The organism is Pseudoalteromonas simplex (assembly GCF_015278155.1).
Lineage (GTDB): Bacteria > Pseudomonadota > Gammaproteobacteria > Enterobacterales > Alteromonadaceae > Pseudoalteromonas > Pseudoalteromonas simplex.
This window is the reverse complement of sequence record NZ_JADILN010000004.1, coordinates 86,745-102,925: the sequence shown is the minus strand read 5'-3', so window position 1 is coordinate 102,925 and position 16,181 is coordinate 86,745. Positions and strand designations below refer to the sequence as shown.

13 protein-coding genes are annotated in these 16,181 nt (G+C 40.0%); 9 read left to right on the top strand and 4 right to left on the bottom strand.

Translation table 11 applies throughout. From position 1 onward, the window contains the following. Positions 1-250: 250 nt before the first annotated feature. The 8 genes from IRQ78_RS09780 to IRQ78_RS09745 all read left to right on the top strand — a co-directional run bounded on the left by IRQ78_RS09780 (position 251) and on the right by IRQ78_RS09745 (position 8,061). Positions 251-904 carry a methylamine utilization protein gene (locus tag IRQ78_RS09780; protein WP_138598861.1) on the top strand — a complete coding sequence of 218 codons (654 nt, stop codon included), beginning with the start codon at positions 251-253 and terminating at the stop codon, positions 902-904. Further along, a complete protein-coding gene (locus tag IRQ78_RS09775; protein ID WP_138598862.1) occupies positions 897-3,212 on the top strand; it encodes an EAL domain-containing protein in 2,316 nt (771 codons plus the stop codon). The genes IRQ78_RS09780 and IRQ78_RS09775 overlap by 8 nt, the downstream gene beginning before the upstream one ends. Further along, positions 3,199-4,032, top strand: coding sequence for a DUF3034 family protein (locus IRQ78_RS09770; protein WP_194441945.1), 834 nt, complete (start codon positions 3,199-3,201; stop codon positions 4,030-4,032). Before IRQ78_RS09775 ends, IRQ78_RS09770 begins: the two co-directional genes overlap by 14 nt. Beyond that, entirely contained in the window at positions 4,032-4,451 is a 420-nt protein-coding gene (locus IRQ78_RS09765) for a group I truncated hemoglobin (RefSeq protein WP_194441943.1), read from the top strand. The genes IRQ78_RS09770 and IRQ78_RS09765 overlap by 1 nt, the downstream gene beginning before the upstream one ends. 81 nt (positions 4,452-4,532) lie before the next feature. Beyond that, positions 4,533-5,603: a CDP-glycerol glycerophosphotransferase family protein gene (locus IRQ78_RS09760; protein WP_228482589.1), complete on the top strand. Its 1,071-nt coding sequence runs from the start codon at positions 4,533-4,535 to the stop codon at positions 5,601-5,603. Continuing rightward, entirely contained in the window at positions 5,600-6,007 is a 408-nt protein-coding gene (locus IRQ78_RS09755) for an adenylyltransferase/cytidyltransferase family protein (protein ID WP_054552692.1), read from the top strand. The genes IRQ78_RS09760 and IRQ78_RS09755 overlap by 4 nt, the downstream gene beginning before the upstream one ends. Positions 6,008-6,058: 51 nt before the next feature. Continuing rightward, entirely contained in the window at positions 6,059-7,225 is a 1,167-nt protein-coding gene (locus IRQ78_RS09750; RefSeq protein ID WP_194441941.1) for a capsular polysaccharide export protein, LipB/KpsS family, read from the top strand. Further along, positions 7,222-8,061 (top strand): sulfurtransferase, encoded by an 840-nt coding sequence (locus IRQ78_RS09745; RefSeq protein WP_194441939.1) that lies wholly within the window; start codon positions 7,222-7,224, stop codon positions 8,059-8,061. Before IRQ78_RS09750 ends, IRQ78_RS09745 begins: the two co-directional genes overlap by 4 nt. On the opposite strand, the gene IRQ78_RS09740 is transcribed toward IRQ78_RS09745, so the two are convergent. From IRQ78_RS09740 to IRQ78_RS09730, 3 genes are all read right to left on the bottom strand, one after another. Then, entirely contained in the window at positions 8,036-9,574 is a 1,539-nt protein-coding gene (locus IRQ78_RS09740; protein ID WP_194441938.1) for a tetratricopeptide repeat-containing sulfotransferase family protein, read from the bottom strand. The genes IRQ78_RS09745 and IRQ78_RS09740 overlap by 26 nt on opposite strands. Before the next feature lie 83 nt (positions 9,575-9,657). Continuing rightward, on the bottom strand, positions 9,658-12,090 hold the full coding sequence (locus tag IRQ78_RS09735) for a TonB-dependent receptor (RefSeq protein ID WP_194441936.1): 2,433 nt from the start codon (positions 12,088-12,090) through the stop codon (positions 9,658-9,660). Between the two features lie 180 nt (positions 12,091-12,270). After that, positions 12,271-12,627 carry a DUF5522 domain-containing protein gene (locus tag IRQ78_RS09730; protein WP_194441934.1) on the bottom strand — a complete coding sequence of 119 codons (357 nt, stop codon included), beginning with the start codon at positions 12,625-12,627 and terminating at the stop codon, positions 12,271-12,273. A gap of 43 nt (positions 12,628-12,670) precedes the next feature. Between IRQ78_RS09730 and IRQ78_RS09725 the strand changes: the two genes are divergently transcribed. After that, entirely contained in the window at positions 12,671-12,991 is a 321-nt protein-coding gene (locus IRQ78_RS09725) for a hypothetical protein (protein ID WP_194441932.1), read from the top strand. Positions 12,992-13,057: 66 nt separating this feature from the next. Here the strand turns inward: IRQ78_RS09725 and rapA are convergent, their stop codons facing one another. Then, complete coding sequence (rapA, locus tag IRQ78_RS09720; RefSeq protein WP_194441931.1) at positions 13,058-15,952, bottom strand: RNA polymerase-associated protein RapA; 2,895 nt, start codon at positions 15,950-15,952, stop codon at positions 13,058-13,060. Between the last annotated feature and the right edge of the window lie 229 nt (positions 15,953-16,181).

The window sequence follows — 16,181 nt, the reverse complement described above, 5'->3', positions numbered from 1 at the left end:
GAATGATGTATAAGGTAATTAAACGGGATAAACATGATCCCAATAGTCTCCACCTTTCTGACATTACAGATTAATTGATAACGAAAGTAACACTAAGCAAAGTTATTACTGTAACTAATTCACTAAGTTTTAAGTTTTTCGTCAATACTTTCTTGCCTAAAACCGGTCTCTATCAATGAAATGATTAGGTATAACTTAACAATAGATTAATCTATACTGAATTGTGAACTAAGAGCGGAACTAATTAATTATGTTGATGTTTGCGAATTTTTTTAGCCGGGTATGTTACGTTGCTTTGTTATTAGGCTCAATGAATGTACTTTCAGCGGACTTTTCCTTTGTTGTACGCGATCAATTTGGAGAGCCATTAAAAGATGCTGTTATTGAGTTTAAGGATCAGCAGTTAAATCACCAAGATAACTTATCAGTTGCCGTCATGGACCAGGTTGATAAGCACTTTACTCCTAAAGTACTTGTTATTCAAAACGGGCAATTAGTTGACTTCCCAAATAGTGATAATATTCGCCATCATGTGTACTCATTCTCGACTGTAAAGCAATTTGACATCAAACTTTACTCTGGTCGGCCTGAAAAACCCGAAAAATTTGAATCACCCGGGATTGTTGTTCTCGGTTGTAATATCCATGATTCAATGGTCGGATACATTTATGTTGCAGATAGTTCAGAAGTGCTAAAAACGAGCGTAGATGGGAAGGTTCAATTAAATGTGAGTACATTTCCTGTTAGCTTTACGGTATGGCAACCAAACCAACAGAGTGATATCGATCAGAAAAAAACAATTACATTTGCTGATTCTTCGCAGGTTGCAGATATTGTCATTACTACAATAGAGCCGAAACCACGAAATACATTTGGAGAAATGTTTAAGGGTACTAATGATTAATAGTTTAAGAGGGCGAGTTATTGCCTTATGTGTTGGTCTTGTTCTGTTAACAAGCTTAGTCAGCCTAGTTAGTTCTTGGTGGTCTGCGAATCGTTTTAATGACCAAAAGCTTCTAGAAGATATTAATGTTGCTGAGAATGTTTTTAACCAGTATTTAAGTGCGAAAGAGAGCCTTCTTCTAACTGCTGCAAAAGTGTTAACAGCAGATTTCGGTTTTAAACAAGCTGTCGCAACTCAAGACGCCGATACTATCAGCAGTGTCTTAAATAATCATAGTAGGCGGATTAATGCTGATTTAATGATGCTCATAAACTTATCTGGGGAGCTTGTTTCTGCTAATACGGATTTCGCTCACATGCCAAATGAGTTTACGGCATTAATGAAGCAGTTATTAGATAACCCTGAGCAGTCAAATTTCATTGTTATCGAGCAGACTCTTTATCAAGTTATTATATTGCCAGTTCGAGCACCGAGAACAGTTGCATATAGTTTGGTTGGTTTTGAAATCACAGATCTAGTTGCCGAAGAGTTAAAAAAACTTACAACTATGGATGTAAGTTTTATCGGAGAGGATGATGATGTCGTTGAAACCTCTCTTGTTGATAAGCCAGAAGATAATGCAGTACTTAGGCATTTTGAAAATAAATCTACACAGCGAATTTTTGGGGAAAAGCCAGTTTATCGTAATCGCCTTGTTGAGCTACCTTCGGTTTCTGGGCATAAAGTATCAGTGCTACTAAGTGCCGATTTAACTCGAAGTTATCTTGAATTTGAGCAGCTCTTTTTTACTATTATTTCATTAGCAGCTATCACAGTTGTGATTGGTGTTTTAGCTAGTGGGATTTTGGCTAAAAACCTTACCACACCGCTTTCTAAACTTACTTTACTTGCTCAGCAATTCGCGCGGGGTAACTACAAAGCTGAATTTATAGGAAAAAAGCAAAGTACTGAAATTACGACGTTAGTTGATGCATTCAATAATATGGGTAATGACATTAAAGAACGTGAACGACAAATCAACTTTCAAGCAAGTCATGATACGTTAACAGGGTTTTTAACACGCAGTGCCATGTTGGAAATTATGGAATCGCTATTAGGGCAAGGCACTGAATATACTTTAGTTGCTATTGATATAAGAGGTTTGCGGCATATCAATGACAAACTTGGCCCTCGTATTGGAGATGATTGTTTAAGAGAAGTTGCTGAACGTATTAGTGAGTATTCTGAGCCGCTTGGTGGAGTTAATGCACGCATAGGTGGAGATGAGTTTTTAACCTTATTTCCAAGTGGAAAAGCAGAGCAATTAAAAAGTGGAGTCATGGATTTAATGGCTCAGCTACAAGTCGGTTACACTATTCAAGGCTTGAATATTACCTTGCGATTTAGCGCTGGTGTAGTTCATTGTACCTTTGAGGGAGTTAAGCCCGATGATCTAATGCGCCGAGTTTTAATCGCAATTGATACAGCTTCGTCAAAAAAGAAGAATGTTCATTATTATCAAAACGGCGAAGATGAAGAGTATCTGGAACGGTTGGCAATTATTGATGAATTAAAACATGCATTACAAGCAGACGATGGCCAATTGTTTATGACTTATCAACCAAAGCTAAATTTAAACACCTCTAAGATCGATAAAGTGGAAGCGCTGATCCGTTGGCAAAGAAAGGATGGGCAGTGGGTATCACCGGAGCTATTCATTGATTTAGCTGAGCAGTCAGGTGTTATTGTTGATTTGACTGCTTGGGTAGTTAAAACAGTTGTCACTCAAGTCGCAAGGTGGCAAGAACAAGGCATTATTATGCAAGCCGCTATCAATGTTTCGGCTCAAGATATTGCCTTCCCAAGCTTTTTCTCTCATTTGGCAAAACAATTAAAAGAGAATGATGTTAATGGACAGCTTATTACAATAGAGCTGACAGAACGCGACATGATAGAAAATGAAGAACAAGGTATTAAAGCATTAGAAAACCTAAAATCACTTGGGGTAAAAATATCGCTAGATGATTATGGTGTTGGGCAAACTTCATTGGGTCGCTTGAAATTACTACCTATCGATGAACTTAAGTTAGATAAATGCTTTATTCTTCAATTGGAGCAATCTAAACAAGATCAGTATATTGTTGAATCAACAATAAACTTAGGTCATCAGCTAGGTTTCTCTGTCGTTGCAGAAGGTGTTGAAAATAAAGCTTCTTTAGACTTTTTGAAACTAATGAAGTGCGATTATGCGCAAGGGTATTACTTGAGCAGGCCACTAAAATCAGAGCAGTTTTTACAATGGCTAGAGGTCTATAATGAAGCATCTTAATTGGCTATTTGGACTAACTTTCATTGTTTTTACAAGTTCAGGGTTTGCAGCTTCAGGTAAATTATTAGCAACGCCCGGAGTCTCTCAGGTTGAAGGCAGTGCGGGTGGTGGGATTGTTCCATGGGCTCAGCTCGCAGGCTATGCAAGTGATGATGAAATCGCTTTGAATGGCTTTTGCAGTCGTGCAAATGTAAGTGATTACCGCTTAGATGTTTGTGGTGCGCAGCTAAATGTTTATGATCGCGTGGAATTTAGTTATGCGGAGCAACGTTTCGAAGTTCCCGCATTAAATACCGATATTGAGCAATCAATTACCGGGGCAAAAGTACGCTTATATGGTGACATTGTTTACAGTAAATGGCCGCAATTAAGTTTAGGTGTGCAGCATAAGTCTTTAGATGATGGCAGTATTGCTAGTTTATTAGGTGCAAAAGATACCAGCGGTACCGATATTTACCTTGCTGCTAGTAAATTACATTTAGGGGCGCTTGCAGGGTATAATTGGTTTTGGAACACCACCTTTCGTTATAGCGATGCCAATCAGCTAGGTTTGTTAGGTTTTGGCGGTCCTGATAGTGATAAAAAATTGTTGTTTGAAGCATCTACAGCGGTGTTTTTAACCCATGAAATAGCTTTGGGCGTTGAGTATCGGGTAAAGTCCAATAACCTTGGTTTAGGAGAGCAAGATTGGCAGGATGTATTTGTGGCTTGGTTTCCTAATAAGTATGTTAGCATCACCGCTGCTTGGTTAGACTTAGGAAGTATTGCTGGTGCTGAAGACCAAACTGGTTGGTACTTATCAGTAACAGGGTATTGGTGATGATAAAAACACTTTTTACATTTGTATTTACCGTTATGCTTGTGGGTTGCGTAAGTAGCAATAATGGCACCTTGTACCAGCAACTTAATGGTAAACAAGGGGTTGAAAAATTGGTTGAAAGTTTTATCAATCAAATAGGCCATGACGAACAGATTTTAGCTTATTTTAAACAAAGCAATGTTGCGCATTTTCGCCAAGGCTTTATCACTCATTTGTGTAGTGTCACCGACGGTCCTTGTGAATACAAAGGCGATAACATGGTTGATATACACACTGGAATGAATATCTCAAAAAAAGACTTTAACCGTGTGGTAGAGCTTTTGATTAATGCTATGGACGAACAACAGATTCCACAAACAGTACAAAATAAAATTCTTAGTCGCTTAGCACCCCTTCGCCCTGAGATAATTGATATTTAGCTTGTACAAACTTCAATTGTGGGCTGAAACAAAAATGTAATTTATGTACAATGGCTATTGATTTAAGTTATTAAGTTGTAAATGATGCAGTTATATTTTGATGTTCAACATCTATATTATATTCCACAATACCTGCCTGTTTTAAAGGAGTTAAAAGAAAAAGGCCACAAAGTTTCGATGGTTTTCTATAAAGAACAAGATGAGTGTAGTCGTGCTGTATGTTGTGACTTTATAGATAAAAACGCAATAGTTGCAAAATGGTTAACGAGTGCGAGTGAAACCTTTGACTTTTATCAGAACTCAGATGCAGATTGGGTTGTATTTGGAAATACGTTCGTAGGTGCTGAGAATTTAAATAAAAAGACTGTACTGATGCAGCATGGAATCGGCCCAAAGCAATGCTATTACGACGTATCAAACAACAAGATGACAGTGCGGTTTGTTGAAGGTGAACACCGACTACAACGTTTAAAAATGCTCTATCCCGAAGGTAACTTTATTGATAGTGGCTACGCAAAATTAGACCCTATTATTAATCAGACTCTTGGTACTATTAACCTCAAAAACCTAGGCCTAGATCCAACAAAGAAAACCTTGCTGTATGCGCCTACTTTTTATCCAAGTTCTTTAGAATGTTTTAGCGATGATTTCCCTGAGCATTTTGATGAATTTAATATTATCGTTAAGCCTCATTTCTTTAGTTTGTTTAAGAAAAAATATAAAAAACAACGTCTAAAACTCGATAAGTGGGCCAACGCTAAGAATGTTTACCTTGCGAATGAGTACGATTTTGACCTTACTCCTTTTTTAGAACTTGCTGATATAATGATTTCTGATGCATCGTCAGCCATATTTGAGTTTGCAGCATTAGAAAAGCCTGTAATATGGTGTGATTTCTATAAGCTGCGCTGGTCTTACAGAGGTATTTTTTCTTATAGGCTAAAAGCTCGGCTTGATGAAGATATCAAGTACTTTAATGAGTTATGTGCTCGTGCAGGAAGTTATAAAGATTTAAAGTATTTATTAAGTTCAAGTTTTAATGAATCAGCTGAATTTAAAGAAAAAAGAAAAGAAATTGTTTATAAGCTGGCAGGTATTACCGATGGTCACTCTGCTAAGAGAATTGTATCTTATTTAGAGGAGCATCAATGAAGCGGGTAATTACATTTGGCACGTTCGATATTTTTCATGTGGGACACATCAATATATTAGAACGAGCTAAAGCGTTAGGAGATTATTTGATTGTTGGTGTATCTTCTGATGAACTAAACTTCTCTAAGAAAGGTCGAAAGCCCGTATATAGTGAAGCTGATAGGCTGAAAATTATTAGTTCATTGAAGTGTGTCGATGAGGTATTTGTAGAGCATTCTCTAGAATTAAAAGGTGAGTATATCAAAGATCATCAAGCTCACTTGCTAGTTATGGGGGATGATTGGGCTGGTCAATTTGATCAATTTAACCAAATTTGTGATGTAACTTATCTAGAGCGAACTCCCTCTATCTCTACAACAGAAATAATAGAAGTTGTAAGGCAACCTTCCAACTGTCATTTATAATTAATAAAATTGCTATATGCGCTAACGTTCAATCAAAAATAAGATGTGTAAATGGCTTTTTTATTTATCTCTCGCAATAATGTGCACGCCCGCTATTACAAAAAACTCACTAGGAAGCTGCCTTTAAAGAGTAAAGTGCATTGCATGGGCTTGCCTAGATTTACTGCTTTAAGATACTTGAGTAAGGCGAAAAAAGTTGATTTTAATAAAATAATTGCGGAACAACTCTTACGAAAACAAGCTCGAAACAAGCTATGGAAGAACCCACTGATAATCAAAAGTTACTCTGCTTTGATGTATTTAGTAGAGCGATGCCGGTTTGCCAAGTATTATGATTTATTGCAGTCAGAATCCCCACAAGCGCTAGTTATTTGGAATGGTAATAAATTACCTAATGTTACTGTTTGTATGGCTGCTAAGGCATTAGGAGTGACCACCTATTTCTATGAAAATGGGTTATTGCCCGGAACAACAAGCTTAGATCCTAAAGGTATTAACTTTGCGGCTTCTGTACCGCGAGATAGTCAATTTTATTTAAACTTTGATCCGCAAAGGAAGTTGCCATTTTCTGCGCCTGATTTAATTCCAAGAGCGGCTCATAAGAAGCGCTGTAAGTTTGACGCAATTGAGTTACCCAAAAAATACTTATTTGTGCCATTTCAAGTTCCACATGACACCCAAATAGCTTGTTATTCTCCTTGGCTTAAGTCCATGGAAGAATATTACGATGCTGTTGTTTCAGCCGTAAAAAAGTTAAATGATCCAGAACTTAAAGTTGTTTTTAAAGAGCACCCTTCATGGCATAAGCACTATGAACATTTGTACGACAAAGATGATGTTGCCGTTTTTGCTAACGGAAATTGTACTCGAGAACTTATTGATAATGCTGAGGCTGTGATCACCATTAACTCGACCGTTGGCTTAGAATCTTTATTACTTGATAAAAAAGTAATTACCTTAGGGCTTGCTTGTTACAACATTGATGAGCTTGTACTACACGCAAGTGAACAAGCTACTTTGGTTAAGTGCTTAGAAAAACTGCAGAATGGCTGGCAACCTAATAGTATTCTGAGAGATAAGTTTTTTACCTACTTAAAGCATGTGTATTGCTTGCCCGGTGTTTGGAAAGAATGTACAACGGAGCATGTTGAAGCGGTCGAAAAGCGTTTAACTCAGCAAGATACATTTGCACAGCTATCGCAAAAGGAAAGCAAATGAAGAACATCGTCTCGCCAGAATGGCTTAACGAGCACTTAAGTCACGATAATTTGGTTATTTTTGATGCAGGAATGGTACGCCCTGGTTTACCGGGAGAATATGCACCTAAGGCGATGCTTCCTAATGCACAGCGTTTTGATTTCAAAAAAACGCTAGCAGATAACAGCAATCCTGTACCAAGTATGATGTGCAGTAGTGAGCAGTTCACAGAGCATATGCAACTTGCTGGTGTTAACCAAGACTCTCTGGTTGTGATTTATGAAGACCAAGGCTTGTTCAGTTCTGCCCGTGCGTGGTGGATGTTTAAAGCAATGGGCTTTGATAATGTAAAAGTTTTAAGCGGTGGTTTGGCTAAGTGGCAAGCACTTGGCTTTGCAACACAAGCAAGTTACTCAGCTGCTTCTGGTCAAGGCAACTTTGTTGCCAGCCCGCGTGTTGATTACTTCATCAGTGCTGAGCAAGTACTTAACTCACTTGATGAACAAAGCACACTAACACTTGATGCTCGTCCTTATGAGCGCTTTACCGGTGAACACGCTGAGCCGCGTGAAGGCATGCGCAGTGGTCATATTCCAAATAGTCGCAGTTTATCTCTTGCAACAGTGCTAAATAACGGTGAGCTTAAATCGCTAAGCGAGTTGCAGGCATTATTTGAGCAACACATAGCGCCGCATCACACCCAGTTGCAGTTTAGCTGTGGTTCAGGTGTAACCGCTTGCGCAATTGCATTGTGTGCCGATGAATGCGGTTACGCTAACTTACGTGTTTACGATGGCTCATGGAGTGAGTGGGGCGCTCGTCACGAGCTACCTATTGAAACAGGCCCGCATCAATAAACTCAGCGTAATTTTGCCAGCTGCCGATACTGTTTTTATTCAGTGGCTGGCGAATTTGCTTTTTACTCGCTGTGGCTGATGCTGCATTGTTTTTATAAAAAGTCAGGCAGTTTTCCTGCCAGCTTAAATCACAAAACGCATAGAGCTTTTGAGTTTGTGGGGTAGGCTCTGCCACCAATTGCTCATAGCTTTGCAAAAAAACGTTCTCAGGATACTTGTTGGCAAAATGACTGACTAATGCCGAGTAATCTTGATGGAACGAGGCAATATTTTCAAGTGTAAAACTGTAGTGATGAAACACACTTTGCGGGTTATACATCTGCCTAAAATTGGCGATGCTGCAATCTTGCCAGCCCCGCTGCATACAAACGATTTTAGCATTAGGAAAAGCCGCTAAAATAAAATCAATATAGTAAAAGTTAAATGGCTGTTTATCACAACTTCTTTGGTCATTACTTAGCAGCTGGGCTCTCTGTTGATAGCTAGCCAGTGCTGTCTTTATCTCCTCAAATTGATATGCCTTATCGAGCATTTCGCTGTCAATTACACGAGTTGATTGCGTGGCGTGCTGTATGAGTTGCGCAATATCGTTTAATTCCCCAACCCCTTGCAGTTGTGTACTTTGATTAAGGATTTTCTCAACTAAGGTTGTACCAGAGCGGGGCATGCCAACGACAAAAACGGGTGCGAACGCAGAGTCACTACTTTTAATTGCTTGCTGTTTGCTCTGGGTAATGAGTTTTTGACAAAAGTGGCGATGCTGTGTGGCTTGATAATTAAGTTTACCGGCTATCGCTTGCTTACTTTGTGCAAAGTATTTAAATGCATTTTTGTAGTCATTGAGGTGCTCATAATTAAGAGCAAGACTATGAAAATACACTTGTTGGTCAATAATGCTTTTTTCTCTATCCGCCAAGGCTTGTAGTTTTTGAATATGTTGCTCTGCATCTATAACAGTATTGAGTTCAGCCTGCGAATAGTGGGCTTGATAAAAACTAGCTTGCTTTGTGGTTAGTTGCTGTAACAAGCTTTTAGCTTCATCGAACAGTCCGTGAATTTTATAACACACCGCCAAATTATAGCTAATTTGTGGGTTATCTTTATTGCGTTGGTAGGCTGCTTGTTGAAAGCTAAGGGCGTCGTCATAATGCCCTAAACGGGTCGCAACATTGGCTAATGTATCAAAGTCAGCGGCACCAAAGTCAGCTGTTTGCTGAGCGCTTTGATAATGCACAGCCGCATTACTTACTTTGCCTAACAGTACGTATAACTTGGCAAGTGCTAAATGATAAATCGCAAAAGGGGCTAGGCTTAGCGCTTTTTCAAGCAGCTTAATCGCTTTGTTGATATCGCCAGCTGCGGTGTTGACTTCGCTGAGTAAAAAGTAACAAACATGGTCTTCAGGATTTTGTTTTAGGCGCTGCACAAGTAGGTGATGTGCATCGTTTAGTTGCTTGTTGTTTAACAACTGTTGGATATGAGCGCGAAGCGCTTGTTGAGTATCATTTAGCATAAGCGCATAGTATACCAATTAATTATTTTCAGGTATTAAAAAGCCCTGCCTGAAGGAGGCAAGGCTTTTATAGGTATGTTTAATTATAGCTCAAAGTTGTAGCTAAACTTCATACCGATAGTACGAGGCGCTGTGGTGTAGTGACCATAAACACGCTGTAGCTCAGGTAGTTCTTTGTTTAGCTCAGCATATTGCGACATACCTGCCCAAGACTTATCACGACGTACAGAAGTGAATGCATATTTATCGAATAAATTGTCTACGTAAAGCGTTGCAGACCACATATCACCAGTAATTTTGGCAGATAAGTTACTTAGTGCATAACCTGGTAATACTTCGCCGTCTGCTTTTAAGCCTACTTTGGTGATCACATCGCTTTGCGCTGTGATACCGTAGTTTACACTTAATAACTTATCACCTAAGACATCTTGCTCGTAACGAAGACCAAACGAGAATTGATGCTCAGGAGCGCCCGGTAAACGGTCGCCTTTAGCACCATCATAGTAGCTTTGGTACTGCGCTAAGTCATCGTCTAACACACCAAATAAGTAAGGTGCATCTTCGGTCAATTCAGCCTTTGCATACGCGTATGTCGCATATGCAGCCCAATTATCACCAATCATTGCGCGAGTAGAAAGTTCAACACCTTTCGAATTAGCAGAGCCTGCGTTCGAGGTAATTAGCTCTTGGCCATTTACTGTACTGCTACCCACTTGCGCATCTTTCCAATCAACATTAAATAGCGCCGCATTGAAATGTAGGCGGTTACGTAACCATGATGACTTAAAGCCTAGCTCGTAGTTGACCGTTGTATCTGGTTTGTAATCTTCTTCGTTTGGCAGGGCACAAACAATTTGTTGCTCAGGTAATACATCAGGGCAAGGAGCAATACCGTTACCACCACCAATACGGAAACCTTCACTCACGGTAAAGTAAGCAAGTACACCATTATCGAATGTATAGTTAGCGTTAAACTTAAATAAGTTACCGTTATCGCTAGCGCTCACATTTTCCATAGCTAGATTATCGAGTGAATCAAAATCACCAGAATAAAGCGGTGTTGCAGAGCCTGATGTTGTTGATACATCGTATTCGTAAAAACGAGCACCTAAAGTTACATCAAACTGATCTGTAATGCTGTAGCCGATTTCACCAAAAAGTGCTTTTTCAGTGGTTTCGCTATCTGAAATTAGAATGTACTCAAGGTCTTGTTCAACATTGGGAATACCACCACCCCAGTACTCAGTCAGACCCGGCGTGTACTCACGGTCATCTGAATGACTTTCTACTTTGTTGTAGAAGCCTCCTACAATCCAGTTAAAAGCGCTGTTACTATTTGACACTAAACGAAGTTCTTGCGTAAATGTATCGCGATCTGAGGTATCATGCGTGTAGCCAACAAAAGAAGGGAAGTCGGCATAACCTGACCAAATATCGTAAAGTAGATCAGTTTGATCGCGCTGACCAGATTGCTCATAGCTAGACCAACCAGATGCAGATACCAGCTCAGCAAAACCAAGATCTGCTTTTACTTCTAAACTTAATAAATCGTTTTCTTCTTCACCAGGCTCAAGTACACGAGCTACGTTTTCGTATTTTCCAGGAATCCCTTGTAGCGCACTGCTATCAGCAAGAGAGCCGTATTGCGATGTCGAGTTACCACCATTTTCTTGCTTTTGATAGAAGTAGTTAAGCGTTGCATCAACATCTTCGGTTGCAAGCCAGCGAAGTGATAAACGTGCTGTGGTGATTTGCTCATCATTAACATCGCTTACGCTTTTTAAGTTGGCATTTACATCGCTGCTGTCTGAAAAGTCAGGATTTGGGTTTGATACACCCGGTTCTTGAACCACGTGGGTGTAGTCAATGTAACCAGGGTTATCGTAATAGTTTAAGCTAGCACGAAGCGCTAATTTTTCTTCAATTAGCGGGGTGTTGAATACTACACCAAACTCACCACCTGTGCCGTCACTTTCGTTAATGCTAAATACATCGCCGGTAACCTTACCTTCAGTGATATCAAGCTCTGGTTGTTTTAGTAAGTAACGAATTGCACCACCTAAAGTACCTGCACCATAAAGTGTACCTTGTGGGCCAATTAGCACTTCAACACGGTCAACATCAGTTAAACGTAAGTCGATGCTAAGTGGAATTTCACCAACATAGGTTGCCACTGTGCCACTATCAGAAATACGGTCAGAGGTATTTGTATTCAAACCACGAACGATAATCGGAGAACCTTCACGGCCACCTTGATCAGAAATTGTTAAGCCAGGTACCCAGCGTGCGACATCTTCTAGATCACCAATGTTTTGGTCGCTAATTACATCGCCATTGAGCGCTGTGATATTAAGCGGTGCATCCTGCACAGAGCCTGCACGTCGTGTTGCAGTAATTTGAATAGTTTCAATTGATTTATCAACTTCGATAGCATCTTCTGCAGCAAACGCCATATTGCTATTGATTAAAACTGCAGAAATTGCACTTGCAAGTAGAGCAGGCTTAAAAGTGTTCATGATTGATTCCGACTTAGTTACAGTAAATTTATGCTTAAAAAATAGACATTACTAGTGATTTAAGCTTAAAAATTGATGATTTAGTGAATTTATATCCAATTGTAATGTATTTTTATTCTTATCGTCCATGTGTTATTTGCAATTAAATGCAAAATAATTGAATAAATACTCTGTAAGGGATTAGCTGTCGGAATAAGGGCAATGAGTACAGCCATTACTACAGCAATGGCCGCGTTTTAAAAAGAACCAGCGGCTAAATACCATGTAGTTGTTTTGCATGGTGTAATCGAGATTTTCTATTAAATTACCTTGAGTAAAATAAGGCTTAGCAAAGGCAAGCTGCTGTTCAAGAGGCTGTTGGTAAAGTTTAGATAAAAATAAATTTATCTTTTTTATAGTACAGTCTCGGCATAAACACTCTGTTGCTGCCTCATCGAGTGGTAAAATATTGGGCAGCTCATTACACCAACAGGCATTAATATTGTCGGCTTGGCAGTTAAGCGTTGCTTTGCATTGTGAGCAAGTAAGGGTTGTCATTAAGTAAAAAGATGCTTTGAAATTGAAAAGGTAAGCATAGCAAATGGATAAATTAGACGCATTAGATGAGTTTGCTCGTTTTGGTGATAACCGATTTGAGACAATTTCAGTAATTACCAGTACTCCAGACACGCAAGGTGATGTGTATATTCTAACGCAAGACGTTTTCTGTCAGGTTTTACAGCGTGTTATCGACGGCGAAATCGATATCGATGAATTAGAACTTTGGGCAAACGTAGTAGAGTCTCGGCAAGACATCGACGAAAGCGCCGTTGAAGGGGCTATTTATGCACTAAGTAATAACGAGCAAATGGGTGAGTTAAATAAAAGTACGCTAGAGAAGTTGTTAAGAATAATTCACTAGCATGAACGAGATTGAGAGTCGAAAGCTTTAAGCAAACCTTAAAGCTTTCGCTCATTAGCCAATGGGTTAGTGAGAAACGACAATTAAACGAATTGCATCCAGTTTAACTTGGGCTTTTTCGATGTAAGTAGTGAGTTCACTACGTTGCTTATCAAAAAAGCTAAGCTCTTCATCACGAATATTCGGGTTGATCTGCTTAAGTGCCGTTAAACGAGCTTGCTCTTCACCAAGGGCAGTTTGCATTTTCTCTAGTGATTCAGCACGCAGTGCTTCTAGCTTGGTTTGTGCCATGCCTTGTGCGCTGGTGATCATTGGGTGAATGGCACTTTGTAGCGCGCTGGCTAATTTACTTGCAGTTTGGCGACCAACCGCAGACAACTGCTGATTGAAAGCATCAAAAGCAACATTATCAGCCAGATTGTTACTGCCCTTATCTAATAAGATACGAATAGGCGTTGGTGGCAAGAAGCGGCCAACTTGAAGTGCTTTAGGCGCCATCGCCTCCGCAATGAAAATGAGCTCAACAAAGAAGGTACCAGCAGGTAGCTTTTTGTTTTTCAGTAACGCCACAGAGGCAGTACCAAAGTCATCATCACAAATCATGTCTAAGCTGCCTTGCACCATAGGGTGGTCCCAGCTGATGAAATGGGCGTCTTCTTGCGAAAGCGAGGTGCTGCGATCAAACGTTACTGTGATGCCATCATCTTTCAAACATGGGAAGGATGGGTTTAGCATGTGCTCAGTTGGTTTTAAGATAATGGTATTTTCACCTTTATCTTCTTGGCTTACCCCAAAGGTGTCGAACACATTGATCATATAGCTTGGTAGCGTGAATTGATCGTCTAATTCTTCTATATCAGCAACAAGACTTTCTGCTCGGCCTTGGCCACTTGAATGCAGCTCTAGTAAGCGGTCACGACCACTTTCCATTTGCTTACGAAGCTTAGCATTTTGACCCGCCACTTGTTCTAGCAGTGGGTCTAGCTCTTCTTCGTCGCAATTGTGTGCACCAATAAACTCAAGTAGTTCTTCGCCATACTCTTTATACAGCATTTGCCCTGTTGTTGATGTTGTTTCAAACGCATCTAGGCCCTCGTTATACCAACGAAGTAACACTTCTTGTGCGGTGTTTTCAAAATACGGCACATGAATGTTTACGTCTTGAGTTTGACCAATACGGTCAAGGCGACCAATGCGTTGCTCGAGTAAGTCTGGATTAAGTGGTAAATCAAACAGTACTAAGTGATGCGAGAATTGGAAGTTACGACCTTCAGAACCAATTTCAGAGCAAAGTAGAATTTGTGCGCTGTCGTACTCGTCGGCAAAGTAAGCGGCTGCACGGTCACGTTCAACAATCGACATGCCTTCATGGAAAACAGAGGCTTTAATTGCTTCACGCTCACGTAAAATCTGTTCTAGGCTAAGTGCGGTTTCGGCTTTAGCACAGATAAGCAGTACTTTTTCGTGTTTAAGGGTTTTTAAGGTTTCGATTAACCAATCAACACGTGGGTCAAATGCCCCCCAGCTTGCATTTTCACCTTCAAACTCTTGGAAGATCTTTTCAGGGAATAGAGCGCGAAGTGCCGTTAGTTCAGCATTTTGAATGCCGCCCATGTTACCCAGTACCGACATCGCCGTTTTATATTGTTTAGGCATTGCCATAGGGTATGCATGAAGCTTACGGCTTGGGTAACCATCAATACCGCTGCGGCTATTTCTAAATAAAATACGACCCGTACCATGGCGGTCCAGCAGCATTGATAAAATTTCGTTGCGCGCCGTTTCATCACCTTGCTCAGCTTTCGTTAAAAGGTCAGTGATGTCGGTTTCTTTTAATAGCTCTTTTAATGTTGCGCGAGATGCATCATCAAGGCCTTTTTCACCCAATAATTGGTTAGCAGCTTCAGCCACATCTTTGTAATTGCTTTCTTCTTCAACAAACGCATCGTAGTCGTAGAAACGATCTGGGTCGAGTAATTGCAAGCGGGCAAAGTGACTGCGGTGACCAAGTTGATCTGGCGTTGCAGTTAATAAGATAAGGCCCGGAATGTCTTGGCTTAACTCTGCCATGCGTTGGTATTCAGTGCTTGGCTTACCATTATTGATACTTAAATGGTGCGCTTCATCAACAACCAATAAATCCCAATCAGCCAGGGTTGCTTGCTCAAACCAACGTTTTTTCTTGCTTAAGAACTCAAGGCTAGTAAGTACTAACTGTTCTGTTTCGAATACGTTTGGTGAGTCTGCAAATGCTTCATCACAACGCTCTTCATCAAAGATTGAAAAACGTAAGTTAAAGCGGCGTAGCATTTCGACTAACCACTGATGCTGTAAGTTTTCAGGCACAACAATCAATACACGGCTAGCTCGGCCACTGATGATCTGTTGATGTAAAATCATACCTGCTTCAATGGTTTTACCTAAACCTACTTCATCAGAAAGTAATACGCGTGGTGCAAAACGTTTACCCACTTCTTGTGCAATATAAAGCTGATGCGGAATAAGGTTTGCACGCTGACCAATTAAACCTTTTAAAGGAGATTGTTGGCGCTCAAACTGGTGCTGCCAAGTTTGGTAGCGCAGGGTATAGCGGTCAAAGCGGTCCACTTGGCCTGCAAATAAACGGTCTTGTGGTTTATTGAATTTGATAAAGTGATCTAAAAAGGTTTCTTTTAACTGCGCTTTTTCACCATTATCAACGCGAGTGCCGTGATAGCATAGTAACTCGCCTTGCGCTTCAACAGACTCGACTTCTAATTCCCACTCTTCAACGCTGCGAATAATATCACCTGGATTAAATGCGACACGAGTAACAGGTGCTTCTGTTAAAGAATAAACTCTGTTTTCTCCACTGGCTGGAAATAAAATGCTGACCTGACGGCCTTCAAGGGCAACAACGGTGCCTAATCCTAAATCTGACTCAGTATCACTGATCCAACGCTGACCTAAGGAAAAATTCATGTATGTCTCGTCTATGAAGAAAAAAGGCGGCTATGTTACCTGTAACGCCATGCTACTTCAAGGCAGTAAACTCGCCGCACACAATTAAATTTAGTCAACCTTTTTAAGTCATTATAAAGGGTAAAAATTGTATGTATTTTAACCAGTTAAATAATTGTATATTTGTTTGTCATAAAAAGGACTTTTGTCGTAAATAGACTAAACTGAGTATATACCTGACGAATAAACC

What these genes read in the sequence shown, in the direction of transcription:
- IRQ78_RS09780 (WP_138598861.1), top strand. Translation starts at nt 251, where the DNA reads ATGTTGATGTTTGCGAATTTTTTTAGCCGGGTATGTTACGTTGCTTTG.
- IRQ78_RS09775 (WP_138598862.1), top strand. Translation starts at nt 897, where the DNA reads ATGATTAATAGTTTAAGAGGGCGAGTTATTGCCTTATGTGTTGGTCTT.
- IRQ78_RS09770 (WP_194441945.1), top strand. Translation starts at nt 3,199, where the DNA reads ATGAAGCATCTTAATTGGCTATTTGGACTAACTTTCATTGTTTTTACA.
- IRQ78_RS09765 (WP_194441943.1), top strand. Translation starts at nt 4,032, where the DNA reads ATGATAAAAACACTTTTTACATTTGTATTTACCGTTATGCTTGTGGGT.
- IRQ78_RS09760 (WP_228482589.1), top strand. Translation starts at nt 4,533, where the DNA reads ATGATGCAGTTATATTTTGATGTTCAACATCTATATTATATTCCACAA.
- IRQ78_RS09755 (WP_054552692.1), top strand. Translation starts at nt 5,600, where the DNA reads ATGAAGCGGGTAATTACATTTGGCACGTTCGATATTTTTCATGTGGGA.
- IRQ78_RS09750 (WP_194441941.1), top strand. Translation starts at nt 6,059, where the DNA reads ATGGCTTTTTTATTTATCTCTCGCAATAATGTGCACGCCCGCTATTAC.
- IRQ78_RS09745 (WP_194441939.1), top strand. Translation starts at nt 7,222, where the DNA reads ATGAAGAACATCGTCTCGCCAGAATGGCTTAACGAGCACTTAAGTCAC.
- IRQ78_RS09740 (WP_194441938.1), bottom strand. Translation starts at nt 9,574, where the DNA reads ATGCTAAATGATACTCAACAAGCGCTTCGCGCTCATATCCAACAGTTG.
- IRQ78_RS09735 (WP_194441936.1), bottom strand. Translation starts at nt 12,090, where the DNA reads ATGAACACTTTTAAGCCTGCTCTACTTGCAAGTGCAATTTCTGCAGTT.
- IRQ78_RS09730 (WP_194441934.1), bottom strand. Translation starts at nt 12,627, where the DNA reads ATGACAACCCTTACTTGCTCACAATGCAAAGCAACGCTTAACTGCCAA.
- IRQ78_RS09725 (WP_194441932.1), top strand. Translation starts at nt 12,671, where the DNA reads ATGGATAAATTAGACGCATTAGATGAGTTTGCTCGTTTTGGTGATAAC.
- rapA (WP_194441931.1), bottom strand. Translation starts at nt 15,952, where the DNA reads ATGAATTTTTCCTTAGGTCAGCGTTGGATCAGTGATACTGAGTCAGAT.